Genomic DNA, 22,821 nt, shown 5'->3' with positions numbered 1-22,821 from the left:
ATTTGATTCATGTATAGTTGAAATAGGAGGTAAGGTATATGGATAATGATAGATTTGCTAGAACAATAAAAAATGCAAGACTTAAAAAAGGGTACACTCAAAGTCAACTTGCTGATTTACTAAATGTCAGCAACAAAACAATTAGTAAATGGGAAACAGGAAGAGGTTATCCTGATATTACCTTACTTGCTAAAATAACATCTATTTTAAAATTAGACTATGAAGAACTCCTTCAAAGCAATGAATATATTATTCAAAAAAGAAAGAAAAAAAGAAAAGATATTTTTATCATCAGTATTGTTTGTTTTATTTTTGCAATTACACTAATTGGTATGTATAAAGTCCAAAAACAGCAAAAATATGAAAATAATTATAATAATATCATTCAAAGATTATGCAGTGATTATTATGTAGGTGACCAATTGGCTTTAGCTTATCGTGAACCTGCTTCGTTAGTGGTTATGTATTCGGGTGGGTTGACACAAAAGAAAGTTATTCAATTTTGTGATTATTTAAATGTTAATGATTTTAAAAAGATTAAAACAATTAAAACAGAATTTTCAAATAATCCTACAATTTCTTATATTGATCAAGATAATCAAGAAAAACAGTATGAATTTTATATTATGAGTCAAAAAGGTGATATAAAAGTAACAATTGTCATACTTAAAAATAATATCATTAAAATCCTTGATGATGAGAATCATCAAGTTCATTATTATCAAAGTCAAAATATAAATTATGAAAAACTTAATATAGATCATTTACCTTGGTAATACCAAGGTATTTTTTTATGAAAATGTTATAATTTTTGTAACATATTTGACCTTTAAAAAGTATTACTAATGAAAGGAGGTTTTTGTATGGAAGAAGTGATTCAACGAGAAAAAGAACTGGTTTATCGTTTAGCTTTTAGTCAATGTCATCAAAAAGATCAAGCAGATGATATCTTCCAAAATGTGATGTATCGTTATATGAAAAGAAAACCAGTTTTTGAATCTTTAGAACATGAAAAAGCTTGGTTTATAAGGGTAACACTTAATTGTAGTAAAACATCTTTGAAGTCTTTTTGGCATAATAAAATAGATGAAATCGATGAACAAACTTATATTTTTGAAAAGCAAGAAATTGATTTGACCCCTTATTTAAATAAGCTTTCTAAAAAGTATAATGTAGTTCTTTATTTATTTTATTATGAAGGATATTCAACAAAAGAAATGGCAGAATTATTACATATCAAAGAAAATAATGTTCGTGTTTTATTAAACCGAGCAAGAAATCAATTAAGAAAGGAGATAGAGGCTGATGAAAAATAAATCATTTAAAAATTATTATGATGAAATTCAAGTTGATGAAAATCTTCTTCAACAAATTCCTATAAAAAAACATCATTACTATAAACCTATTTTGATTATTTCTTGTGTAGTTCTTTTATTTGTATTAGGTATTCAAAACAAAGAAACAAAAGATACATTTGAAATTCTTGCTTATAATCAAACCTATAATTCTATTACTACTCAAGCAACACCGATGGATTATTATTTAATTCATGATCAGGTCAATATAATGGATAAAGTGCAATTGAAAAAGAAATATGAAGAAAAGTATTTTTCTAAAAAAACAGATTTTAAACAATCGCAATTAGATTTAAAAAATTATGATGGAAAATATTATTTAGATGGGTATCTTACAACAAGTTATTTTACAGTAGATGTACAAAGTGATGAAATTGAATCAATTCGTATTGTTCAAGGAGGAAATCCTTTGGAGATTCATCTAGGCGGAAAAGTCTATCAAAGTGATACTACGATTTCTTATGATCTTTATAAAAAATATTATCATACAAAAAAAGGCTTAAAAGTTATTTGGAAACCAGAAGATTATCTTTTTAACTCTAAGATAAAAGATATTTCTGATAATTTTAGAATTGAAGTGAACTATAAATCAAACGCAAGTAAACTTTTTGAAGTAGAACTTTCTTTTAATCAAAAAGGACAAATGTTTGTTCAAAAAAGAAAAGCAAAACGTACAGAAATTAATACTGAATTAAAGCAATCAAAACATAAATACTTACGTTTTAGTACTTTAAGTGAATCAGAAACAATCAAAGAATTAAAAGAACTCCTTCCTCAAGAAGTTATAGATGAATTGATGAAAAATGGTTATGTTTACGAAGATAAAAAAGAAAATTATTTTAATTTCAGTAATGATAAAGATGAACCAACTTTAAGACTTGATGTTAGTTATGATAAAAATAACAAAATCATTCAATATGTTTCAAAAGAATATGGTTTTACAGATAGTATTACATCAACGCTTGAAAAAGACCCAATAGAAATTATTAAACATGCACAAGATATTTTGATGAATCAACAACTTCCTCTTACAGAAGTCATCCTTCCTAGTCATTATAGTGGAGGAAACTATAAAGCATATATTGATGATTCTTATCAATATGTTATTCAAACAGATATCAATATGCTTGTTCGTATAGAAAAAAGAGAAGAAAATGATATTGTAGAAAAAGAAGTCACTTCAAATATTTATAGCTATGATGATATCACTTCAGCAATTAATACAGTTATTGATTATTTTAATGAAAATTTTAAAGGCTGTACATTAAAAGAAATTTATTATGCGGGAGATAATGAAAATTATTTTAAAGAAATACTACAACAATATGGTGCAGATGAAGCTATTGTTTTAACATCAACATTTGATGTTGATGGAAGTGGTGGAGATGGTTCTTTAAATCCTAATAGTACTTATAAAGATTGGATTTGGTTACTTGTAAGAAATAAACAGGGTGAATGGAAACATGTAGATCATGGTTATTAAAATGGTATAAAAAAGATGAGCATCCATCAAGGATGCTCAATCTCTATACAAACATTACACTTCCAACATGGTTATTATAAACTATTTTATTGAATAAATTAAACAAAATAATTAAAAAAATTAATTTTCACATAATCCATTGATAGAAGAGTATAAAATAGAAAAAATAGTTATTTTGATAATAAGTTTTTTATTATTTATTATGTTATTTTAGTTTGTAAAAATGAATCAGTATAATAATATAATTCCTTTTTAACAAATTATTTCCCAAGAAATAATTCATAAATTGGAAGATTTAAAATAAAGGAGAAAGATGATGACGAAAGAGAAAATAGAAAATAAATTATTTTGGCATTATTTATCAGGAGGAGTATTAGCACTTATTTGGATTTGTATAGAAATTGATATTTATCCTGTTAGAAATACTGATGAGTATTATTTGGGTGGATATAATCAATTAAGTTGTTTATGCTTGATTATTTTAGGAATTTTGGTTTATAAAGTAATAAAGATCATCTCTTTGAAGAAACAATTAAAAAAGGCACAGTTGTGCATAGAGCATAAATAATGCTTGTTTGTTTTTTTGCGATAGATGCACAAGAAAAATATTTTTTCTTGTCTTTAAAATAAAATATCTCTAAAATACACCTAGACACTAAATGTCACCTTGCTACTGTCAAAAGGCGAGGTGGCATTTATTTTTTTAGGAGGAAATTTATGAAAAAAGAATTAAAAATGCCCAAAACAAAATTTGAAGCTATTGTTTTTACAGCTATTACAGCTTGGATGGTGGTTTATGTGATGAATTACATAAACATCACTGTGTTAGTGAAAACTATAAAGAAAGTATATTTCGTCGAGAAAAAATCATGGCTACTGATTTAGGTAATAATATTGCTATTCCTCATGGTAGTGAAAAAGAAATTATAAAATCTAAAATCGTTATAGCAACCTAAAAAAACTATTTTATGGAATCAACATCAAGTACAGATTATTTTTATGATTGCTATGAATATGAAAGAACCTCAAGTAACTAAAAATACTTTAAAAGATCTTTATGCAGTTATGGATAATAAACAAGCCATGCAAGTTTTATTAGAAACCAAAGATGCTAAAGATGTTATTGAATATCTTAAAGCTTAAGAAGAAATTCTTAGGCTTTTTTCTTAATTTAGGGAATCCATTGTTTCATTTCATTGTAAAGATTATTTTAAAGATGAAATGGAGGAATAATGATGAAAAAAGCAGCAATTATAATAGCATCAGGTTTTGAAGAAGGTGAAGCTCTAACAATTGCAGATATTATAAAAAGAGCACATCTTCAATGTGATTTAGTAGGTTTTGAACAAGAAGTTAAAGGAGGACATGAAATCATTGTAAGATGTGATCACATCTTAAATGAGACACTTCTTGATTATGACATGGTTATTTTACCAGGGGGTTATGGTGGAGCAGAAGCGATGAAAAATAACCCAACACTTATTTCATATTTACAACAAATGAATGAAAAAGGTAAATATGTTTGTGCTATGTGTGCAGCACCTATTGTTTTAGAAAAAGCAAATTTATTAGTTGATAAAAAATTTACAGCTTATCAAGGCTATGATCAAAAGATAAAACAAGGAACTTATTTAAATGACAAAGTGGTCATTGATAGCAATATTGTTACAAGTAGAGGACCAGCAACAGCTTATGGATTTGCTTATAAACTTGTAGAATTATTAGGTGGAGATGATTTAGCAGTTAAAAAGAGAATGGTTTATTTTAATGCATTTGATGTCAAGGAGGATGAATAAAATGGGACGTGTTGCAGTATTAATGGCTGAAGGATATGAAGAAGGAGAAACATTAACAATTGTGGATTTACTTCGTCGAGGGGGATTAGAATGTCATACGTTTAGTTTTAATGAAGAATTTGTAAGAGGAATGCATGATATGTATGTTAAAGCAGATAAGCTTTTTAATGATGAAATTAAAAATTATGATATGCTTGTTTTACCTGGAGGAAGACCTGGTGGTCAAAATTTATTAGAAAATCAAGATGTGATTTCACTTGTTCAATATTTTAATGAGCATCATCAATATATAGCAGCAATGTGTTCAGGAACAGTTGTGTTAGAAAAAGCCAATGTCATTAAAGGTAAAAAAGTAACAGGATATACAGGTTATCAAGATAAACTTGTAAGTGGAGATTTTGTAAATGAAGTCGCTGTTTTTGATCAAAACATTGTAACGAGTCAAGGACCAGCAACACCTTATCCTTATCCTTTTGCTTTTAAAATTTTAGAAGTCTTTGGTAAGGATGTTACTGAAATGAAAGAAAGACTAATGTATAATTTTGCTGGAGGAAGATAGAAAGAGAGTGATTGTATGCTTTATGGAAAGTTACCGATTGTTTTTTTAGTACTTTAGCGAGTGAAAAGAAAGATTCAACGAATAGTCAAATTGCAACGTATTTATTAAATCATTTAGATGATATTAAGGATATTGGTATTCAAGAGATGGCAAAGGAATGTTCTGTAGCGATGAGTTCTATTTCAAGGTTTTGTAAGGAAATAGGATTAAATGATTTTAATGAATTGAGAGAGTTATTGATTTCAATAAAGATGAATTTTGAACAATATTCTTCATCTTCTAAGGCTAAAAATCGTTTAGAAGAATATAGTTTAAAAGTTAAAGAAAGTATTACAATGGTAGAAAAATCAATAGATATGCAACAAATAAATGCATTATGCAAAGAAATCCAAAAATATTAACAAGTAGGTATCTTTGGTTTATTAAAAGCAGGAGCAGTTGCTTTTAATTTACAAAGTGATTTATTGATGTTAGGGAAACAAACTTATTCACATATTTCCTATAAGCAACAATTACAATATATTTCATCAACCAATGAAGATGATTTATTGATTATCTTTTCTTATACAGGATGTTATTTTGATTATCCTGATATAAGCACTTTAAAGAATAAATTAAAGAAACCACAAATTTGGTTGATTTCAAGTAAACAAGAAAGTTATCCAGATTTTATTGATCATGTGATTACCTTTGATTCTAAACGAGATCAAAACAGTCACCCTTATCAATTACAATTTATTGCAAGTTTAATAGCTCAAGAATATGCAAGGAGGATTTGATCCTCCTTTTCTTAATTTAGGAAATCTAATGCGTTAGAGATTATAAAGTTATATGTTTTTATTGAGGTGAAAATTATGATCAATAAAAGTTATAAACATTGGATGATTGTTTTTTTTATGTGTTGTTTAGCAGCCAGTTCTATTGGTTTATGTACCAATGCGATAGGTGTTTTTTATACACCTGTAGCTAAAAGTTTAAAAGTGTTAAAAGGAACTTTTGCGATGCATGCCACACTTTCAACTTTAGCGACAGCATTAACTTCATTAAAGATATCAAAAGTGATTAAAAAATATTTCTATAAAGAGGTCTTACTAATAGGTGTTATTTTATCAAGTGGTGCAACTTGGTTGATGTCTTATAGTACATCTGTTTATTTATTTTATATTTTAGGTATTTTAAGAGGAATCGGTGTAGGTATTTATGGAATGGTTCCTATTACAGTTGTTATTACAAATTGGTTTGATAAAAAACATGGCTTAGCGACGAGTTTAGCATTAAGTTTTAGTGGACTTTCAGGGGCTATCTTTTCACCTTTATTAAGTTCATGAATTACTTGTTATGGTTAGCAAATGACTTATCGTTTCATGGCTATCTGTATTCTTGTTTTAGTTCTTCCAGCATTAATTGTTCCTTGGAATATTGATCCTCGAAAAGAACATTTACTACCTTATGGTTATCAAAATAGAAAAGAAACAACTAAAGTTCAAAATAATAAAATAAAGTTACTAACCATCAGTTTCCTTTGTATGTGTTTATTTACTCTTTTACATACTTCAATTACAGGGATTTCTCAACATCTATCAGGTATTGCTGTAAGTATTCATTTATCAGTTACTATCGGATCAACTTTCATGTCATTTACCATGATAGGCAATATTAGTACTAAATTATTAATTGGATTTTTAAGTGATTTATTAAGTCCTATAAAAGCAGTAATCATGATGATTCTAATAAATTGTCTTTCTTTAGTTCTATTATTTTTGGGAGTGATTCATCAAGAAACGCTTTTACTTTATATCGGTTCATTGATGTTTGGTTCTATTTATTCTGTGGGTGCTGTAGGGATTCCGATGTTAACACGTTATTTCTTTGGAAATGAAAACTATGCAAGAACTTATTCTGTTATTGGTTTTCTTACAAATGTAGGAAGTGCCAGTTCATTAACATTAATTGGTTATTTATATGATTTTACACAAAGTTATCAAATTGTTTTTATTATCGCTTTATGTTTTCATCTTATAAATTTAATATTGTTAGTTATTATTTGTTTACGTTATAATGGCGTAGGTGATAAATAATGAAATATTGTAGTGAATGTGGAACTAAACTTATAGAAAAAGAATGTGGCATAGATGGACTTGTGCCTTATTGTCCAACATGTAAACAATTTCGTTTTCCAATGTTCAATAGTGCAATTTCAACGATTATCTTTAATCCTACAAAAGATAAGATTTTGCTTATTAAACAATATGGAAAAGATTTCAATGTATTAGTAGCTGGATATATTACAAAAGGTGAAAACGCTAAAGAAACATTGATTAGAGAAATTAAAGAAGAAGTGAATTTAAATGTAGTTGATTATACATATAATGATAATGAATACTATCAACCATCAAATACTTTAATGCATAATTATGCAGTTGTTGTTGACAGTGAAGATTTTAAACTGACAAATGAAGTTGATGAAGCTCATTGGTATTCAATTGAAGAAGCAAGAAAACAAATCAAACAAGGCTCTCTTGCTCATTCATTTTTAGAAAGATATTTAAAAAAACAGCATTAGCTGTTTTTTTAATACAAATCTTCTCCATTTGTTTCAATGACTTTTTTATACCAATAAAATGAATCCTTTTTAATTCTTTGATAAGTTCCATTTCCTAAATTATCTCGATCTACATAAATAAATCCATATCTTTTTTTAACTTCACCTGTACCATTAGAAACTAAATCAATACATCCCCAAGTTGTATAACCTATCAAATCAACTCCATCTTTTTCAACAGCATCTTTCATGTTATGAATATGTTGTCTTAAATAATCAATACGGTAATCATCATGAATAGAACCATCTTGTTCAATAATATCTTTCGCTCCTAAACCATTTTCTACAACAAATAATGGTTTTTGATAACGATCATAGAGTTCATTAAGAGTACTTCTAAATCCTAAAGGATCAATAGCCCAACCCCAATCACTTTCTTTTAAATAAGGATTTTTAGCAGAAGAAAAAATATTACTTTCTGATTGTTTTCCTTTAGATAAATCACTACTACTTACTCTTGATGAATAATATGAGAAACTTACAAAATCCACGGTATTTTCTTTTAATAGTTCTTTATCTCCTTTTACAAAAGGAATAGATGCATTTCTTTCTTCAAGCCATTTTAATGCATAATTATGATAATAACCTCTTGCTTGAACATCTGCAAACATATAGACTTCTCGATTATCACAAATTGCTTTCCAATAATCTTCTGGTTTACATGTTTCTGGATAATAAGAACCAGCAGCTAACATACAACCAATTTGATTATTTGAATCTATTTCATGAGCAAGTTTTGTGGCCATGGCACTTGCTAGAAGTTGATGATGAACAGCTGTAATCATAGCTTGTGTTTCATTTTCACCTTCTTCAAAACAAAGACCAGCAGCGACAAAAGGAAAATGTAAAATCATATTGATTTCATTAAAAGTCAACCAATATTTAACTAATCCTTTGTATCTAATAAATAAAGTTTTACAAAGCTTGTAGAAATAATTAATCATTTCTCTACTTCGCCAACCACCGATTTTTTTAATTAAATACATTGGACAATCAAAATGATTAATAGTAACAAGAGGTTCAATACCATATTTATGGCATTCTCTAAAAATATCTTCATAATATTTTAATCCTGCTTCATTTGGTTTTTCTTCATTACCATTTGGGAAAATACGTGTCCAAGCAATAGATAAACGAAAAGTTTTAAATCCCATTTCACCAAATAAAGCAATATCTTCTTTATAATGATGATAAAAATCAACAGCAGTTAAAGCTGGATAAAAATGTTGATCATCAAAATCATACATTTTCATTTTACCAGTACCAACTAAATAACGATCTTCACCTAAAGGCATAAGATCTACATTAGCAACACCTCTGTTTCCTTCATTTGCTCCACCTTCACATTGATTGGCGGCTGTCGCACCACCCCATAAAAAATCTTTTCTAAATCCCATTTGTTGTTTCTCCTTTACTTTTAATTACAAAGGTATTATAGAAAATATATAGAAATTAAATAAAAAAGTTTCCAAAATGGAAACTTAATACATCAAGATAAAATCAAGAATATGTCTTAATAAATAATCATTATATTTATCATTTAATGTTGGAATATATAAATAGTTCTTTGAAAAGTTTATATTATCTTTACAACTAATCAGCCATGTATTAACTGAACACTTTAAAATATGATGCACCACTCTTTTATCAAAGTAAAACGTATTTCCATTGATACTAATGAGTAAAAGAAGATCACTATCTTGAAAATTATATTCTTTTTCAAAATCAACATCACAGATAATAGTTTCTTTTTGTTTTGCAGAAAGTTCATTTTGAATATAGGTACAAAGAGTTCTTGCATGACCATGACCATAAACAAAGATACGTTTACTTTTCTTTATATCATTTACTAATTTTAATAAATTGATTTCATCAATTTGATTCATTGTATAATGTAATTCATCAAGGATGTGATTTGTAAAAGATGAAAATTGTTTTTCTATACTATTCTGTAATGAAAATAAGGTTTTATTGGTTCTTTCTATACTAGAAATATTATCTAAACAAGCATCTTTAAAATCTTTCATAGTTTCATAACCTAAAGATTTTACATATTTAGAAATTTGACTTTTCGATGTATGACATGAAAGGGCAATAGCATCAATAGACATTGAAGGAATTTCATAAAGATTATTTTTAACAAATGAACTAATAATATATTTAGGAGAAAATTCATCGTTAGAATTTAAAATAATATTTAACTTATCAAGCAACATGATTATTTCCTCCCTTCAATACAATTTTAACATATTTTAAAATTTATTAAATAATATTGATTTTATCAATAAACTTATGTAATATAAATTTCGTACAAAAATCTGTACAGAATGACCAGCAATATGCTAAAGGCTACACGGACGGCCGGGTCAGATGCCGAAGACTTGTTGAAGAGACAAGAACCGTATTTAGTGGAATACGGAAGGGCATATGCCCTTATTGATTGAGTTAAAAGCTCAGTTTTGTAAAGTGTTTATATATACCTTATGAAATGGTCAGTAAGTAGGATTTCTGTTACAGATAGTTCAAAATATGATGAGACAGGTGTGTATAAACATCTGTCTTTTTTATTGTTTGGGAGGAAATAGAGAATGAAAAAAAGGATAAGTTTATTGATTGTTTTAACAATGATGGTTTCATTGACTGGGTGTAATCCTAAAAAGACAACAATGGAGCATTATTTAGAGAATGTTGATGCAAAGTATGCTTACAACATTTCTAAAGCATTAGCAGAAGATGATGATTTATTATCTAATGAGTTAGGATATCGTTCTGCAGGATCAGATGCTGAACATAAAGCAGCTGATTATATTGAAAAGGAAATGGGAAAAATTGGATTAGAAACAGAAAAAATTCCTGTGACTGTAGATAAATGGCAATTTAACTCAGCTTCTTTAAAAATAGAAGGAACAGATATTCAAATGATGCCAGCATCTTATCAGTTATCAGGAACTTCAAAAGAAGGAATTGTTGCTGAAATGGTTGATGTTGGTAATGGAACAGCAGCAGATTATGAAGGAAAAGATGTTGAAGGTAAGATTGTTCTTGCTGGTGTAGATCAATTTAATGTAGCTTGGATCGATATGTATATGGAAGAAGCCGCTTTACATAAAGCAGCAGCATTAGTGACGTATGATAATGGCGGTTATGGAACTTATGATGATGATCAAATTAATGTACAGGATGTATGTTGTGATGACTTAATTCCAACGGTGGCTATTTCAAAAAATAATTATAAAAGTATAAAAAAAGCATTAAAAGCTGGAAATAATAAAACAACACTAAAAATAGATAATGACTATTCTTTAGATGATGGTGTTTCATACAATGTTGTAGGAAAGATACCAGGTAAATCTTCAAAACAACAAATTATTATTTCTGGTCATTATGATATTTATTTTAGATCATTTCAAGATGATAGTTGTGCGATTGGTTTAATTATGGCTATTGCTAAAGCAATGAAAGAAAGTAATTATACACCTGAAAATGATATTTTATTTATTGCACATGGTTCAGAAGAATGGGGTGCAGCTAATACTGAATATGATTAGACAACAGGTGCTTGGGAAATGATTAATACAGTTCATCCAGAATGGGCACAGAAAACAATAGCAATGCTTAATTTTGAATTACCAGCATTTTATGATGGAGCTAGTAAAATGGAAATATCTTGTGTTCCAGAATATGCCTCAGCAGTTAAACAATTTGTAAATGAAATTGCAATTGATCCAGAAGACAATATTTATCCTAAAGGAATCAATGACACTTCTGTAGATGCAAATACAATGGAAGATGGTGTTTCTTATCGTCATGCTGGGGTTCCTTATTTTGTGAATGTTCCAGGAACATCTGAAGGAGAAAAAGGATGGATTCAAATGCATTATCATACAAAATCAGATAATCCTTCAACTTATTCACGTGAAGTTATGACAACTAATATCAATACATATGGAATGCTTGCTATTTGGTTAGATCAAGCCCCTGTTATGAAGTTGGATTTAACAGCGGCGGTCGATGATTTAAATGTATTAAATGAAGATATTGCTAAAAAAGCAGGAATTGATGTAGGTCAATATAATCAATCTTTAAATTCTTTAAAGAAAGCTACAGTTAAAGTAAATAAAAAAATTGAAAATATAAATAAACGTTTTGCAAATGCTAAAACTGAAAAAGAAAAGGATGCTCTTAGAAAAGAAGGAAGAGAATTAAATCTTAAGCTTCATGAAGCTTTTAAGTATATTCAAGATCATTTTATTGGTATTGAATTATCTTCTACGATTACAACATCATTTGCACAATATCAAGAAAATATTGAATTATTCAATGATATTATTCAAGCATTAGAAAAAGGTAATATTTCTAATGATAAAGATGGAGCTTTAGATTTAGCTTGGCATATAAATGGTGGATCTGAATATGGTTTTTATGATTTCTCTGTAGAATCAAACTTAAGAGCACAAAGAAGATTAAGTGAAGAAACAAATCCAAATAATGTATTTTGGACAACAAATAGACAATTTAAATTTGCTAAAACATATCCTGCTTTATTAGGAATCTTTGAAAAAGCAGAACAAGAAAATCCTGATTTTGCAGATGAAATTAATATTTATCAAGAAGAAATCAAAAATCAAGAAGTATATTTAAATGAAGAGGTTACACAAGTAATTCAAGCAATGAATGAATTAACCAATAAGCTTTTAGAATACTAAGATATAGAAAATGACTGTTAAAAAACAGTCATTTTCTATTTACCAATATTTTCAATAGTTGTTTGAATCGTCTTTTCACCTAATTTCCATTTAGCAGGACAAACATTATCTCCATGTTCATATACAAATTGACAGGCATGTAAACGTCTTAAAAGTTCATCAGCATTTCTACCAACATTTCCAGCATTGACTTCATAGACAACGATTTTACCTTCAGGATCAATAATAAAACTTCCTCTTTGAGCTAAACCATCATTTTCATCAAAGACATCAAAATCATAGGTAAGTGAATGTGTAGGATCGCCAATCATTGGATATTCTATTTTAGAAATGTTTTTAGAAATATCATGCCATGTCTTATGAGCAAAATGGGTATCTGTAGAAATGGCATAAATTTCACAGTTCACTTTCTTAAATTCTTGATATTTTTCTTGTAGATCTTCTAATTCAGTAGGACAGACAAAAGTAAAGTCAGCAGGATAAAAGAAAAATAAAGTCCATTTTCCTAGTAAATCCTTCTTTGTGACTTTCTTAAATTGTTTTTGATGATAAGCATAAACTTCAAAATCATCTACTTCTTTATAAAGTAAAGACACAAAATCACCTCCATCTAAAGTATGTGAATAAAAACTTAAGATTATCATCACATAATTCACAATAATTCTTTACATGTTTGACACAAAAAAGTTGCATAGAGTTCACAAAAGCTGGGTATATTAAATATGTAAAAGATAAAACAATCTTTTACAATATGAATAGTTTTTCATATTCCCTTCCCAATTATATATCAAAGAGAGCCGAGAGGCTTTTTTTGTGTTTATAAACTTGTTAAAATAAGATGAGGTGATGATAAAATGTATTGTGATTATCATGTACATACAAATTATAGTGATGACAGCACTTATTTAATGGAAGATGTCATTAAAGATGCGATTAAGATGAAGATGGACGAGATTTGTTTTACAGATCATGTGGATTATGGAATCAAAAAAGATTGGGATGAAGGTCCGATAGAGTACCTTTACGGACAACCGCAAGTAAATGTAGACTATCCAAAGTATTTTAAAGAAATTGAAAGTTTAAGAAAAAAATATCCTAACATTACAATTAGACAAGGTATGGAATTTGGTGTACAAGTTCATACAATACCACGTTATCAAAAACTTTATGAACAATATGATTTTGATTTTATCATTTTATCTATCCATCAAGTCAATAATCAAGAATTTTGGACACAAGATTATCAAAAAGAAAAATCACAACAAGAATATATAGAAGGTTATTATCAAGAAATGTTGAATGTGGTTAAAAAGTATAAAAATTATAGTGTGTTAGGTCATTTGGATTTGATGACACGTTATGATGAAATTGGCAATTATCCTTTTGAAAAAGTAAAATCAATAATTACAGAAATATTAAAAACTGTGATTCAAGATGGTAAAGGTATTGAAATTAATACTTCAAGTCATCGTTATGGTTTAAAGGATTCAACACCTTCGAGAGATATTTTAAAACTTTATAAAGAATTAGGTGGAAAGATTATTACGATTGGTAGTGATAGTCATAAGCCAGAACATTTAGGAGCTTATATTGATGAAGCAAAAGAATTATTAAAAGAAATAGGTTTTGATTCTTTTTGTACATTTGAAAAAATGAAACCAATCTTTCATCAACTATAAAAACATTTTGCGAAATAAAAAAACATGTAAATACTTGCGATATAAGAAAGAGTCGTCTATAATGTGAAAGGTTTGGATATTTTTGGAAATTGAAGGAGAAAAAAGTGAAAGAAAATTATGATGTAATCGTTGTTGGTGCAGGTCCAGCAGGAATTATGACATGTTACGAATTATATTTAAAAAATCCTGAATTAGAAGTATTACTTATAGATAAAGGACATGACGTTATGAATAGACATTGTCCTATTAAAGATAAAAAAATTAAACATTGTCCAGTTCATAAAGATCGTGAACCTGGATGTATCCCAGCGTGTTCTATTACTGATGGTTTTGGTGGAGCGGGTGCTTACTCTGATGGTAAATTTAATATTACAAGTGAATTCGGTGGTTGGTTAACTGATTACTTAAGTAATGATGAAGTAGAAGATGTCATTCATTATGTAGATAACCTTTATTTAAAACATGGAGCTACTAAAGAAATTACAGATCCAACAACAGATAAAGTAAAAGAAATTGAACACCGTGGATATGCTGTTGGGTTAAAACTTTTAAGAGCAAAAGTAAGACATTTAGGTACAGAAGAAAACTTAAGAATTATGACAGAAATGTCTAATGAATTAAAACAACATATGGATTTACAATTTAAAACATCTGTTCAAGATATTCTTGTAGAAGACCATCATGCAACAGGAATTGTTTTAGAAAATGGACAAACAATTCACGCTAAAAAAGTTGTTTTAGCACCAGGTAGAGATGGTTCAGCATGGCTTACAAAAGTTTTATCAAATCAAGGATTAAAACTTTATAATAATCAAGTAGATATTGGTGTTCGTGTCGAAACAAGCAATATTGTTATGGAAGAAATTAATAAGAACTTATATGAAGGTAAATTTGTTTACAATACTTCAGTAGGAACAAAAGTAAGAACTTTCTGTTCAAATCCTAGTGGTCATGTTGTTATTGAAAACCATAGTGGAACAATGCTTGCGAATGGACATGCTTATCATGATCCAAAACTTGGAAGTAAAAATACAAACTTTGCTTTACTTGTATCTCATACATTTAGTGAACCATTCAATGAACCAAATGAATTTGCTCATGAAATTTCAAGATTAGCGAATAAATTATCAAATGGTTCAGTTATTGTTCAAAGATATGGAGATATCAAACGAGGAAGAAGAACAACATATAAGAGATTAAAAGAAGGATATACAGAGCCTACTTTACCAGAAGCAGTACCTGGAGACTTAGGACTTGTGTTACCATACAATACAATGAAATCAATTATTGAAATGATTGAAGCGTTAGATAATGTAACACCAGGTATCGCTAATGAACATACTTTATTATATGGTGTAGAAGCAAAATTCTATTCAGCAAGACCAAAAGTAAGAAATGGTTTTGAATCTGAAATTGATGATTTATATGTTGCTGGGGATGGTGCAGGACTTACAAGAGGACTTGCCCAAGCAGGTGCAAATGGTATCTTAGTCGCAAGACATATTGTTGAAAATATTAAATAGTAAAAAAGAAAAACATGTTTCAAAAATGGAAACATGTTTTTTTGTCTTGTCAAATTATTTTAATTGAAGACATGAAAGTATATTATTTTTTCGAGGACAAAAAAGAATAGAGAAGAGATTCAAAAATAATGAGAACTTGTCCAAAGAAAGCGTTTGGAACAAGATTATCATGATAAAAAGGATTATAGTGACCGATGATAATAGGTAAAGTGGAATACTGACTTATTTTTGATTTTTCATTACCTGTGAAAGTAATGATATCAATATGATTGTTTTTAGCTGTTTCAACGACTTCTTCAAGTCTTGTTGTAATTCCTGAATTGGAGATGACAATGAGAAAGGTTGAGTCTTGAAAACTAGCATCCAACATTTCCATATGAACAACACTCATGGTACAAAAGCCATTAAGAGTTAATCTTTGTGAAATGTAATCAGCAATTGGAGCTGAAAATCCCATACCAAAAACAACGATTTTACTATTTTTATGTTTATTTAATAATTGAATAAAATGAGGTAAATAGTTTTCGTATTTTTGAGCAGGAGCATTATTATGAGTGTTGCTAGATAGATGATAAATCATATCACTATAACCACTAAATTCTAATTTATTACATAAACGATAGATGGCAGAAGTTGATGTAAAATTATCTTTTGCCATTTGTCTAATGGTAATATTTTTCAATTGTTTTTGATTTTTCTTAATATATTCCAATAAAGAGACTTCTAATTCATTTAAATCAAATTTATCTTTTAAATGATCAATATTCATAAGTTTCACCTCGCAATAATTATGTCATAGAAAAAATAAAGGAGCAAGAAAAATGGCAAAAGCAATGTACGACCCTTGGTCAAAAATCGTTACAAAAAATGGCTATGCAGGAGATGAGGTTATTTCTGCTTTGCAAAAATCAATTAGACGTGCCAAAGAAGAAGATGCATGTATGTTTGCTTATGAAATGTATATTTCTTCACCACAATTATTAGAAAAAATGTGGAGACGTTTACTTACAATTTCAGTAGAAGATATTGGAATGGGAGACCCAATGGCTGCAGTTCTAGTCAATAATCTCTATCAAATGTCTAAAAACTTTGAATATGCAGATGGTGATCAACCAATGTATTTCATTCATGCAATTCGTTACTTATGTAGCTGTCAAAAAGATCGTTCAAGCGATTTATTAAAAAATATTTGTATTAAATCATTTGCGATGGGTAAATTCCCAGAAATTCCTGATGTTGCTTTAGATAAGCATACAGTAAGAGGAAAAGCAATGGGACGTGATTCTTTCCATTTCTTACATGAAGCAAGTAAAGTTATTCCACAAATGGAAGTAGATAATGATTATAAAGAACGTTATGCAAAAATTTTAGAAGAATACGACCCAGAAAATGTCGTAGATACAGCCTTTACATTTAATGGTTGGCAATTTTAATAGATAAATTATATTTTGAGGGGAATATAGAATGATAGAAAAATTAGAGAAGGTATTAGAGCCTGTTGCAAATAAGCTCGCACAACAGAGACACCTACAAGCAATTTCATCAGGAATGATGATGCCACTTGGATTAATCGTTATAGGATCATTATTTTTGATTGTTGCGAATCCACCAATTAATTTAGATTTAGTCGATTTACATACAGGAAACATCTTTTTAAAAGCTTTAATAGGTTGGAAACAATTTGCGGTTGCTAACTATGATGTACTTACATTACCATATAATTACACAATGGGATTGGTTGGCTTAATTTCTGCTTTTGGTATTGCTTATTGTTTAGCGGAAAGCTATCAAATGAAATCAGCTGTTTATGGAATTATTGCTATGTGTACTTTCTTAATGGTGTCAGCACCATTAAAAGATGGTGGTATTTCAACAAGTTATTTAGGAGCTGATGGATTATTTGTTGCTATTATTATTGCATTAGTTTCTGTGGAAATTTCGCGTTTTGTAAGTCAAAAACTTGTTATTTCCTTTCCAGGAAGTGTCCCAAGTGCAGTTACTGATTTTGTAAATAGTTTGTTGCCACTTGCTGCAAACATTATTATTATATACGGTTTAAATGTTGCTTTGATGGCAGCTACAGGTAAAAACTTACCAAATTTTATTATGTCTATTTTAACACCAGCTATTTCAGGTGTAGATAATATTTGGATGTTTATGGGAATTTATTTATTTTCAAATATTTTATGGTTATTTGGAATTAATGGTTCTTCTATTGTTTTTCCAATTGTTTTTGCTTTATGTATCGCAAATACCGGAGTGAATGCTGAACTTGTTAATGCAGGAAAAGCACCAACAGCTATAATTAACTTACAAATGTTTAGATATGTATTGATAGGTGGGGCAGGAAATACATTAGGACTTGTTTTATTAATGTGTAAATCAAAATCAAAACATATTCGTTCAATTGGACGTTTAAGTGTATTGCCTGGTATATGTGGAATTAATGAACCAATTATTTTTGGAACACCAATCGTTCTAAATCCGATTTTATCAATTCCGTTTCTAATCATGCCATGTCTTTCGGCAGGTCTTGGTTATCTTGTTCAAAGTATGGGACTTGTTTCATTAGGTTATATTGTCGATCCATCATTTACACCATTCTTTGCACAAGGGTTCTTATCAGCATTGGATATTAGAAATGTTATTTTCATGTTCGTATTGATTGCTATTTCTGTGGTTGTGTACTATCCATTCTTTAAAGTATATGAAAAAAATACTTTAGAACATGAAGGTGAATAATGATGAGGTATAGGCTTAGGCTTATACCTTTTTTATTGAATTTACCTATTTCTTCCTATATAATCATAGATAATATGAGGGGGACATATTATGATTATTAGTGGAAAAGAGATTTCAACAAAGATCAAGGATCAATTAAAAGAAGAAGTTGAACAAATGAAAAATAAATATGATCGTTTACCAAAACTTGCGGTTATTTTAGTAGGGGAAAATCAAGCAAGTCAAGTATACGTTAGAAATAAAGAAAGAGGATGTTCTTATGTAGGAATGGATTCTTTAAAAATTACACATGATGCAACTTTTAGTGAAGAAGAACTTTTAAACGAAATCAAACAATTAAATGAAGACGAAACAGTTGATGGAATTTTAGTACAATTACCTTTACCAGATCATATTAATGAAGATAAAGTTTTAGAAGCCATTGATCCATCAAAAGATGTAGATGGTTTTCATCCAGAAAATGTGGCTAAGTTATTTTTAGGACAAAGAAGTTTAGTACCATGTACACCTAAAGGAATGATGGTTTTATTAGATGAAATCAACTATGATTTAACAGGAAAAGAAGTTGTTGTTGTGGGAAGAAGTAACATTGTAGGAAAACCAGTAGCGCTTTTATGCTTACAAAAAAACGCTACTGTAACAATCGCTCATAGTAAAACAAAAAATTTAAAAGAAGTTTGTCAAAGAGCAGATGTTTTAATTGCAGCTGTTGGTCGTGCTAAAATGATCAATAGTGACTATGTTAAAGAAGGCGCTGTTGTTTTAGATGTCGGTATTAATCGTGATGAAAATAATAAACTTTGTGGAGATGTTGACTTTGAAGATGTGAAAGATAAAGTTTATGCAATTACTCCTGTTCCAGGAGGAATTGGACCAATGACGATTACAATGTTATTACAAAATACTTTAGAAGCATTTTATCATCATCAAGGAGAATAATTATGGATTATCAATTAAATGATATTGTAGAAATGAAGAAACAACATCCATGTAAAAAATCAAATCAATGGAAGATTGTAAGAATGGGTGCTGATATTAAAATTAAATGTTTAGGATGTAATGCCATTGTTATGTTTTCTAGACGTGATTTTGAAAAACGTTTAAAAAAAGTTGTAGAACATGTAGAGTAGTATTTATGAAATTTCATAAATACTCTTTTTTTTAGGAAGATTAAGAGCTTGATGATATAGTTATTTTTATTTAATAATTTGAATGATAAAAAGGAAAGGGGAAGAACTTGAAATGCTTCTTTTGAAAGAAAAAATAGAAATAATTAAATATGAACCAAAATATAAACAACAAGTACAAAATGTATGTATTTTTCAATCAACATCTAGATATAAAGATGATAATGCTAAAAAGGCAACATTAGCTTTATATTGATAAAGAAATATGCTTAATACTTAAAAATGATTTAGATGAGGTGTGTGGTTATATTTTATGTGCCAAGGATTTAAAGGTTTATGAAAAAAATGCATATCCTTATTATTTGACTTTAAAAGAATTAGATGAAGTAAAGGCAGAAAGATTTCCTAATGCTAATCGTGAACTAGAACGTTTTTATCCTGAATATCCAGCACATATTCATATTGATATATTAAAAGAATATACAGGTAATGGTGTGTGTTCAAAGTTAATGCAAGCTTTATTTGAAGTTTTAAAAGAAGAAAAAGTACCTGGGATATGTGTTTTAGTTGATACAAATAATAAACGTGCGGTTAGATTTTATGAAAAAATGGGATTTAAGGCATTTGAAGAAAATCCAGGCATTATGTTATGTAAGTTAGATTAATATAATAAATGAAAAAACCTGCCAAGCAGGCTTTTTTAATCTTAGATAAGATCAAGTTTTTCTAAAGCATAAGCAATACCATCATCTTCAATATCTTTTGTCACAAAATAAGCAATATCTTTCATAGCTTGTACACCATTAGCCATAACAATAGAATGTTTAACATAACGTAACATACTTTCATCATTGAAAGAATCTCCAAAGACATAACAATGATCTAAATCGCTTTTAAAATCATCCGCAACAGTTTGAATACCTGTAGCTTTTGAGTGATTCTTTGGTACGATTTCCCACATTTCTTCACTACGTTCAATAATATCAAAATCTTGAGAAATATTATCTCTAAAAGCTTGGATATCATGATCAAACCAAATAGTAAATTTATCAAAGGAAAGATTTGGATCTTCACTTGTTGAAACATTGAAATCATTATTTGTATATCTTTCTTGAATTTCTTGAACAAAAGAATTTTTAATATGAGTATTAAAATAAACATGATCTTTTGATTCTAAAACAGCATCAATTTCATATTTTTTTATAAGAGATGCAATTTCTTTACATCTTTCTTTAGATAATTGATGATGATAGATTACTTGGTCATGATAAGTGATGTATGTTCCACATCCACAAATATAACCATCAGGGTTTAAATCATGAATCTCTTGATCGATTGTAGAAATAGGTCGACCTGTATTAATAAAAATGAGATGTCCATTTTCTTTAGCTTTTTTTAAAGCTTCTTTAGCACTTTGAGGAACAGTATGAGTCTTTTCACTCAATAATGTACCATCAATATCAAAAAATAATAATTTTCTATCTTTCATTTTTTTACTCCTTCGTAAGTATTATAACGAATAATCGAAAAAAAGGGTATTTTGTTTCTCGCTCTTTATAAAAAATTATGATAGAATGAACCAATAAAAAGGAATGATGATATGAGTTTAATAATAATTTTATTTATTGTAATGTTAGTAATCTTTAGTATTTTATGGGGAAATCGTACTTTTTCAGTAAAAACCTTAAATCAAATGATTTATCACATGGTGGTTCCATGTGATGGAACAGACGAAGGTATTTTTAAAGATTGGTTTTTAAATTGTGCACCACCAGCCTTTTTAACAACTTTAATAGGAGTATTTTTATTATATAAAACACCACTTGTTTTTTTATTTGATTACCAAGGTATTTGTATTACTATTTTAATTCTTGGAACATTGCTTTACGCATTAATTAATTATCAAATTATTACGTATGTTTTTGATATGGTTAGAACATCTAAACTTTATGAAGAACATTATGTGGATCCTCAAAATGTTGAATTAGAATTTAAAGAAAAAAGAAATTTAATTCATATTTATTTAGAATCTGTAGAAAATACGTATCTTTCTAAAGAAGATGGCGGACAAGAAGAAAATAATTATATTAAAGAATTAGGTGAGCTAGCAAAAGAAAATATTAATTTTTCACATTCGAATAAAATAGGGGGTTCTTATACTATTGAAGGAACACAATGGACTATTGCTTCAATGGTTGCACAAGAAGCGGGAATTCCACTTTTATTTCCACTTTCTAAAGATAAATATAATGAAAATTCTTCATTTTTATCAGGATGTTATACATTGGGTGAAATATTAGAAAAACAAGGTTATCAAAATCGAATTTTAATGGGATCAGATGCTAACTTTGGTTGTACCTCTAATTTTTATAAACAACATGGAAATTTTAAAATAGAAGATACAACTTCTTTAAAGAAAGAAGGAAGACTTCCTCAAGATTATCATGTTTTTTGGGGATTTGAAGATAAAAAAGTCTTTGAATTCGCGAAAGAAGATTTAACAGAAATGGCTAAAAGTAATCAACCATTTTGTATGGAACTGGTGACAATTGATACTCATACACCAGATGGATATATTTGTGACAAGTGTAAACATGAATATGATAGTCAATACGCTAATGTTATTAGTTGTCAATCAAGACAAGTGGAAGCTTTTGTAAGATGGTGTCAAAAACAAGAATGGTATGAAAATACAACAATTGTTATTACGGGTGATCATAAAAGTATGTCTGAAAAATTCTTTAAGCACTTAGATAAAAACTATTTACGTACTCCTTATAATTGTTTTATTAATAGTGCAATTGAACCTCTTCAACCTAAAAACAGAAAATTTGCTATCTTTGATTTTTATCCAACAATTCTTGCGAGTCTAGGAGTCAAGATTAAAGGTGAACATCTAGGATTAGGAACAAACTTATTTAGTGATGAAAAAACACTTTTAGAAAAATATGGGGTAAAGAAAATTAATAGTGAAGTCGCTAAATATTCTCAATTTTATCGTAAAATATTAATTAATAAACAAAAGAACGTGTAGGTGCACGTTCTTTTAAGATTGAAAATGTTTTTTCATTTCTTCTTTTTCTATACTAGATAAATCTAATAGGTCCATTGCTTTATCTAATGGTATTGCCATTTTTTTCATTAAGTTTTTAATCGATGTAATTCTTTCCAATTTTTGTCCTTGTTCAAGCCCTATAGAATGTCCTTTTTCTATATTTTCTCTGGCTATCATTTCTCCTAAATTACACA

General features: G+C 28.5%; 29 protein-coding genes and 1 pseudogene. 24 read left to right on the top strand and 6 right to left on the bottom strand.

All coding sequences use genetic code 11. The features are described 5' to 3' along the window. Positions 1 to 38: 38 nt before the first annotated feature. From HUU89_RS07370 to HUU89_RS07315, 13 genes are all read left to right on the top strand, one after another. A complete protein-coding gene (locus tag HUU89_RS07370; protein ID WP_175301417.1) occupies positions 39 to 776 on the top strand; it encodes a helix-turn-helix domain-containing protein in 738 nt (245 codons plus the stop codon). 87 nt (positions 777 to 863) lie between these two features. Further along, positions 864 to 1,316: an RNA polymerase sigma factor gene (locus tag HUU89_RS07365; protein WP_052011010.1), complete on the top strand. Its 453-nt coding sequence runs from the start codon at positions 864 to 866 to the stop codon at positions 1,314 to 1,316. Beyond that, entirely contained in the window at positions 1,306 to 2,838 is a 1,533-nt protein-coding gene (locus tag HUU89_RS14740) for a hypothetical protein (RefSeq protein ID WP_217498454.1), read from the top strand. The genes HUU89_RS07365 and HUU89_RS14740 overlap by 11 nt, the downstream gene beginning before the upstream one ends. A 316-nt stretch (positions 2,839 to 3,154) precedes the next feature. Continuing rightward, positions 3,155 to 3,406, top strand: a complete 252-nt coding sequence (locus HUU89_RS07355) for a hypothetical protein (RefSeq protein WP_032090981.1) — start codon at positions 3,155 to 3,157, stop codon at positions 3,404 to 3,406. 214 nt (positions 3,407 to 3,620) lie between these two features. Then, positions 3,621 to 3,794, top strand: coding sequence for a PTS sugar transporter subunit IIA (locus HUU89_RS07350; RefSeq protein WP_175301416.1), 174 nt, complete (start codon positions 3,621 to 3,623; stop codon positions 3,792 to 3,794). Between the two features lie 7 nt (positions 3,795 to 3,801). Then, positions 3,802 to 3,981: a PTS sugar transporter subunit IIA gene (locus tag HUU89_RS07345; protein ID WP_081918996.1), complete on the top strand. Its 180-nt coding sequence runs from the start codon at positions 3,802 to 3,804 to the stop codon at positions 3,979 to 3,981. A 92-nt stretch (positions 3,982 to 4,073) separates the two neighbouring features. Then, positions 4,074 to 4,634 carry a DJ-1 family glyoxalase III gene (locus HUU89_RS07340; protein ID WP_032090980.1) on the top strand — a complete coding sequence of 187 codons (561 nt, stop codon included), beginning with the start codon at positions 4,074 to 4,076 and terminating at the stop codon, positions 4,632 to 4,634. 1 nt (position 4,635) lies between these two features. Next, entirely contained in the window at positions 4,636 to 5,193 is a 558-nt protein-coding gene (locus HUU89_RS07335) for a DJ-1 family glyoxalase III (protein WP_175301415.1), read from the top strand. An 11-nt stretch (positions 5,194 to 5,204) separates the two neighbouring features. Beyond that, positions 5,205 to 5,594, top strand: a complete 390-nt coding sequence (locus HUU89_RS14960; protein WP_254697722.1) for a MurR/RpiR family transcriptional regulator — start codon at positions 5,205 to 5,207, stop codon at positions 5,592 to 5,594. 66 nt (positions 5,595 to 5,660) lie between these two features. After that, on the top strand, positions 5,661 to 5,972 hold the full coding sequence (locus HUU89_RS14955; protein WP_254697721.1) for a hypothetical protein: 312 nt from the start codon (positions 5,661 to 5,663) through the stop codon (positions 5,970 to 5,972). A 75-nt stretch (positions 5,973 to 6,047) separates the two neighbouring features. Continuing rightward, a complete protein-coding gene (locus HUU89_RS07325) occupies positions 6,048 to 6,521 on the top strand; it encodes an MFS transporter (protein ID WP_175301414.1) in 474 nt (157 codons plus the stop codon). Positions 6,522 to 6,542: 21 nt separating this feature from the next. Then, a complete protein-coding gene (locus HUU89_RS07320) occupies positions 6,543 to 7,271 on the top strand; it encodes an MFS transporter (RefSeq protein ID WP_175301413.1) in 729 nt (242 codons plus the stop codon). Continuing rightward, positions 7,271 to 7,756: an NAD(+) diphosphatase gene (locus tag HUU89_RS07315; RefSeq protein WP_147580109.1), complete on the top strand. Its 486-nt coding sequence runs from the start codon at positions 7,271 to 7,273 to the stop codon at positions 7,754 to 7,756. The genes HUU89_RS07320 and HUU89_RS07315 overlap by 1 nt, the downstream gene beginning before the upstream one ends. A gap of 8 nt (positions 7,757 to 7,764) precedes the next feature. Here HUU89_RS07315 and HUU89_RS07310 read toward each other — a convergent pair whose 3' ends face one another. Then, positions 7,765 to 9,192 (bottom strand): 6-phospho-beta-glucosidase, encoded by a 1,428-nt coding sequence (locus tag HUU89_RS07310; RefSeq protein ID WP_175301412.1) that lies wholly within the window; start codon positions 9,190 to 9,192, stop codon positions 7,765 to 7,767. An 84-nt stretch (positions 9,193 to 9,276) separates the two neighbouring features. Continuing rightward, a complete protein-coding gene (locus HUU89_RS07305; protein WP_175301411.1) occupies positions 9,277 to 10,011 on the bottom strand; it encodes a MurR/RpiR family transcriptional regulator in 735 nt (244 codons plus the stop codon). A 372-nt stretch (positions 10,012 to 10,383) separates the two neighbouring features. Between HUU89_RS07305 and HUU89_RS07300 the strand changes: the two genes are divergently transcribed. Next, entirely contained in the window at positions 10,384 to 11,343 is a 960-nt protein-coding gene (locus HUU89_RS07300) for a M28 family peptidase (RefSeq protein ID WP_175301410.1), read from the top strand. A gap of 18 nt (positions 11,344 to 11,361) precedes the next feature. Further along, complete coding sequence (locus HUU89_RS07295; protein WP_175301409.1) at positions 11,362 to 12,501, top strand: hypothetical protein; 1,140 nt, start codon at positions 11,362 to 11,364, stop codon at positions 12,499 to 12,501. 35 nt (positions 12,502 to 12,536) lie between these two features. On the opposite strand, the gene ahpC is transcribed toward HUU89_RS07295, so the two are convergent. Continuing rightward, complete coding sequence (gene ahpC / locus HUU89_RS07290) at positions 12,537 to 13,097, bottom strand: alkyl hydroperoxide reductase subunit C (protein WP_175301408.1); 561 nt, start codon at positions 13,095 to 13,097, stop codon at positions 12,537 to 12,539. Positions 13,098 to 13,355: 258 nt separating this feature from the next. Between ahpC and HUU89_RS07285 the strand changes: the two genes are divergently transcribed. After that, positions 13,356 to 14,180 carry a histidinol-phosphatase HisJ family protein gene (locus HUU89_RS07285; protein ID WP_032090971.1) on the top strand — a complete coding sequence of 275 codons (825 nt, stop codon included), beginning with the start codon at positions 13,356 to 13,358 and terminating at the stop codon, positions 14,178 to 14,180. Positions 14,181 to 14,284: 104 nt separating this feature from the next. Continuing rightward, on the top strand, positions 14,285 to 15,703 hold the full coding sequence (locus HUU89_RS07280; RefSeq protein ID WP_147580100.1) for an NAD(P)/FAD-dependent oxidoreductase: 1,419 nt from the start codon (positions 14,285 to 14,287) through the stop codon (positions 15,701 to 15,703). An 82-nt stretch (positions 15,704 to 15,785) separates the two neighbouring features. Here HUU89_RS07280 and HUU89_RS07275 read toward each other — a convergent pair whose 3' ends face one another. Continuing rightward, the gene (locus tag HUU89_RS07275) at positions 15,786 to 16,472 is read right to left on the bottom strand and encodes a MurR/RpiR family transcriptional regulator (RefSeq protein WP_147580099.1); all 687 of its coding nucleotides are present in this window, start codon (positions 16,470 to 16,472) and stop codon (positions 15,786 to 15,788) included. 52 nt (positions 16,473 to 16,524) lie between these two features. Here HUU89_RS07275 and HUU89_RS07270 point away from each other — a divergent pair, with 52 nt between their 5' ends. The 6 genes from HUU89_RS07270 (at position 16,525) to HUU89_RS07245 (ending at position 20,237) form a co-directional block, all read left to right on the top strand. After that, complete coding sequence (locus HUU89_RS07270) at positions 16,525 to 17,136, top strand: hypothetical protein (protein WP_032090968.1); 612 nt, start codon at positions 16,525 to 16,527, stop codon at positions 17,134 to 17,136. A gap of 31 nt (positions 17,137 to 17,167) precedes the next feature. Further along, the gene (locus HUU89_RS07265) at positions 17,168 to 18,445 is read left to right on the top strand and encodes a PTS sugar transporter subunit IIC (RefSeq protein ID WP_175301407.1); all 1,278 of its coding nucleotides are present in this window, start codon (positions 17,168 to 17,170) and stop codon (positions 18,443 to 18,445) included. A 90-nt stretch (positions 18,446 to 18,535) separates the two neighbouring features. After that, positions 18,536 to 19,384 (top strand): bifunctional methylenetetrahydrofolate dehydrogenase/methenyltetrahydrofolate cyclohydrolase FolD, encoded by an 849-nt coding sequence (folD, locus tag HUU89_RS07260; RefSeq protein WP_032090966.1) that lies wholly within the window; start codon positions 18,536 to 18,538, stop codon positions 19,382 to 19,384. A gap of 2 nt (positions 19,385 to 19,386) precedes the next feature. After that, entirely contained in the window at positions 19,387 to 19,575 is a 189-nt protein-coding gene (locus HUU89_RS07255) for a DUF951 domain-containing protein (RefSeq protein WP_022002571.1), read from the top strand. Between the two features lie 82 nt (positions 19,576 to 19,657). Continuing rightward, entirely contained in the window at positions 19,658 to 19,828 is a 171-nt protein-coding gene (locus tag HUU89_RS07250; protein WP_175301406.1) for a hypothetical protein, read from the top strand. Continuing rightward, positions 19,824 to 20,237: a GNAT family N-acetyltransferase gene (locus tag HUU89_RS07245; RefSeq protein WP_317992328.1), complete on the top strand. Its 414-nt coding sequence runs from the start codon at positions 19,824 to 19,826 to the stop codon at positions 20,235 to 20,237. Before HUU89_RS07250 ends, HUU89_RS07245 begins: the two co-directional genes overlap by 5 nt. Before the next feature lie 41 nt (positions 20,238 to 20,278). Here HUU89_RS07245 and HUU89_RS07240 read toward each other — a convergent pair whose 3' ends face one another. Beyond that, complete coding sequence (locus HUU89_RS07240) at positions 20,279 to 21,061, bottom strand: HAD family hydrolase (protein WP_175301404.1); 783 nt, start codon at positions 21,059 to 21,061, stop codon at positions 20,279 to 20,281. A 111-nt stretch (positions 21,062 to 21,172) separates the two neighbouring features. On the opposite strand from HUU89_RS07240, the gene HUU89_RS07235 reads away from it, so the two are divergent. Further along, complete coding sequence (locus HUU89_RS07235) at positions 21,173 to 22,606, top strand: LTA synthase family protein (protein WP_175301403.1); 1,434 nt, start codon at positions 21,173 to 21,175, stop codon at positions 22,604 to 22,606. A gap of 12 nt (positions 22,607 to 22,618) precedes the next feature. On the opposite strand, the pseudogene HUU89_RS07230 reads toward HUU89_RS07235, so the two are convergent. Continuing rightward, a pseudogene (locus tag HUU89_RS07230) lies at positions 22,619 to 22,821 on the bottom strand (hypothetical protein); the annotation flags it as partial.

The organism is Faecalibacillus sp. H12 (assembly GCF_013361255.1).
Lineage (GTDB): Bacteria > Bacillota_I > Bacilli_A > Erysipelotrichales > Coprobacillaceae > Faecalibacillus > Faecalibacillus intestinalis.
This window is presented reverse-complemented; position numbering and strand designations above follow the sequence as displayed.

Bases quoted from the DNA above. Each gene is read 5' to 3' on its own strand.
- HUU89_RS07370 (WP_175301417.1), top strand. From the start codon at position 39: ATGGATAATGATAGATTTGCTAGAACAATAAAAAATGCAAGACTTAAA.
- HUU89_RS07365 (WP_052011010.1), top strand. From the start codon at position 864: ATGGAAGAAGTGATTCAACGAGAAAAAGAACTGGTTTATCGTTTAGCT.
- HUU89_RS14740 (WP_217498454.1), top strand. From the start codon at position 1,306: ATGAAAAATAAATCATTTAAAAATTATTATGATGAAATTCAAGTTGAT.
- HUU89_RS07355 (WP_032090981.1), top strand. From the start codon at position 3,155: ATGACGAAAGAGAAAATAGAAAATAAATTATTTTGGCATTATTTATCA.
- HUU89_RS07340 (WP_032090980.1), top strand. From the start codon at position 4,074: ATGAAAAAAGCAGCAATTATAATAGCATCAGGTTTTGAAGAAGGTGAA.
- HUU89_RS07335 (WP_175301415.1), top strand. From the start codon at position 4,636: ATGGGACGTGTTGCAGTATTAATGGCTGAAGGATATGAAGAAGGAGAA.
- HUU89_RS14955 (WP_254697721.1), top strand. From the start codon at position 5,661: ATGTTAGGGAAACAAACTTATTCACATATTTCCTATAAGCAACAATTA.
- HUU89_RS07325 (WP_175301414.1), top strand. From the start codon at position 6,048: ATGATCAATAAAAGTTATAAACATTGGATGATTGTTTTTTTTATGTGT.
- HUU89_RS07320 (WP_175301413.1), top strand. From the start codon at position 6,543: ATGACTTATCGTTTCATGGCTATCTGTATTCTTGTTTTAGTTCTTCCA.
- HUU89_RS07315 (WP_147580109.1), top strand. From the start codon at position 7,271: ATGAAATATTGTAGTGAATGTGGAACTAAACTTATAGAAAAAGAATGT.
- HUU89_RS07310 (WP_175301412.1), bottom strand. From the start codon at position 9,192: ATGGGATTTAGAAAAGATTTTTTATGGGGTGGTGCGACAGCCGCCAAT.
- HUU89_RS07305 (WP_175301411.1), bottom strand. From the start codon at position 10,011: ATGTTGCTTGATAAGTTAAATATTATTTTAAATTCTAACGATGAATTT.
- HUU89_RS07300 (WP_175301410.1), top strand. From the start codon at position 10,384: ATGAAAAAAAGGATAAGTTTATTGATTGTTTTAACAATGATGGTTTCA.
- HUU89_RS07295 (WP_175301409.1), top strand. From the start codon at position 11,362: ATGATTAATACAGTTCATCCAGAATGGGCACAGAAAACAATAGCAATG.
- HUU89_RS07285 (WP_032090971.1), top strand. From the start codon at position 13,356: ATGTATTGTGATTATCATGTACATACAAATTATAGTGATGACAGCACT.
- HUU89_RS07275 (WP_147580099.1), bottom strand. From the start codon at position 16,472: ATGAATATTGATCATTTAAAAGATAAATTTGATTTAAATGAATTAGAA.
- HUU89_RS07270 (WP_032090968.1), top strand. From the start codon at position 16,525: ATGGCAAAAGCAATGTACGACCCTTGGTCAAAAATCGTTACAAAAAAT.
- HUU89_RS07265 (WP_175301407.1), top strand. From the start codon at position 17,168: ATGATAGAAAAATTAGAGAAGGTATTAGAGCCTGTTGCAAATAAGCTC.
- folD (WP_032090966.1), top strand. From the start codon at position 18,536: ATGATTATTAGTGGAAAAGAGATTTCAACAAAGATCAAGGATCAATTA.
- HUU89_RS07255 (WP_022002571.1), top strand. From the start codon at position 19,387: ATGGATTATCAATTAAATGATATTGTAGAAATGAAGAAACAACATCCA.
- HUU89_RS07250 (WP_175301406.1), top strand. From the start codon at position 19,658: ATGATAAAAAGGAAAGGGGAAGAACTTGAAATGCTTCTTTTGAAAGAA.
- HUU89_RS07240 (WP_175301404.1), bottom strand. From the start codon at position 21,061: ATGAAAGATAGAAAATTATTATTTTTTGATATTGATGGTACATTATTG.
- HUU89_RS07235 (WP_175301403.1), top strand. From the start codon at position 21,173: ATGAGTTTAATAATAATTTTATTTATTGTAATGTTAGTAATCTTTAGT.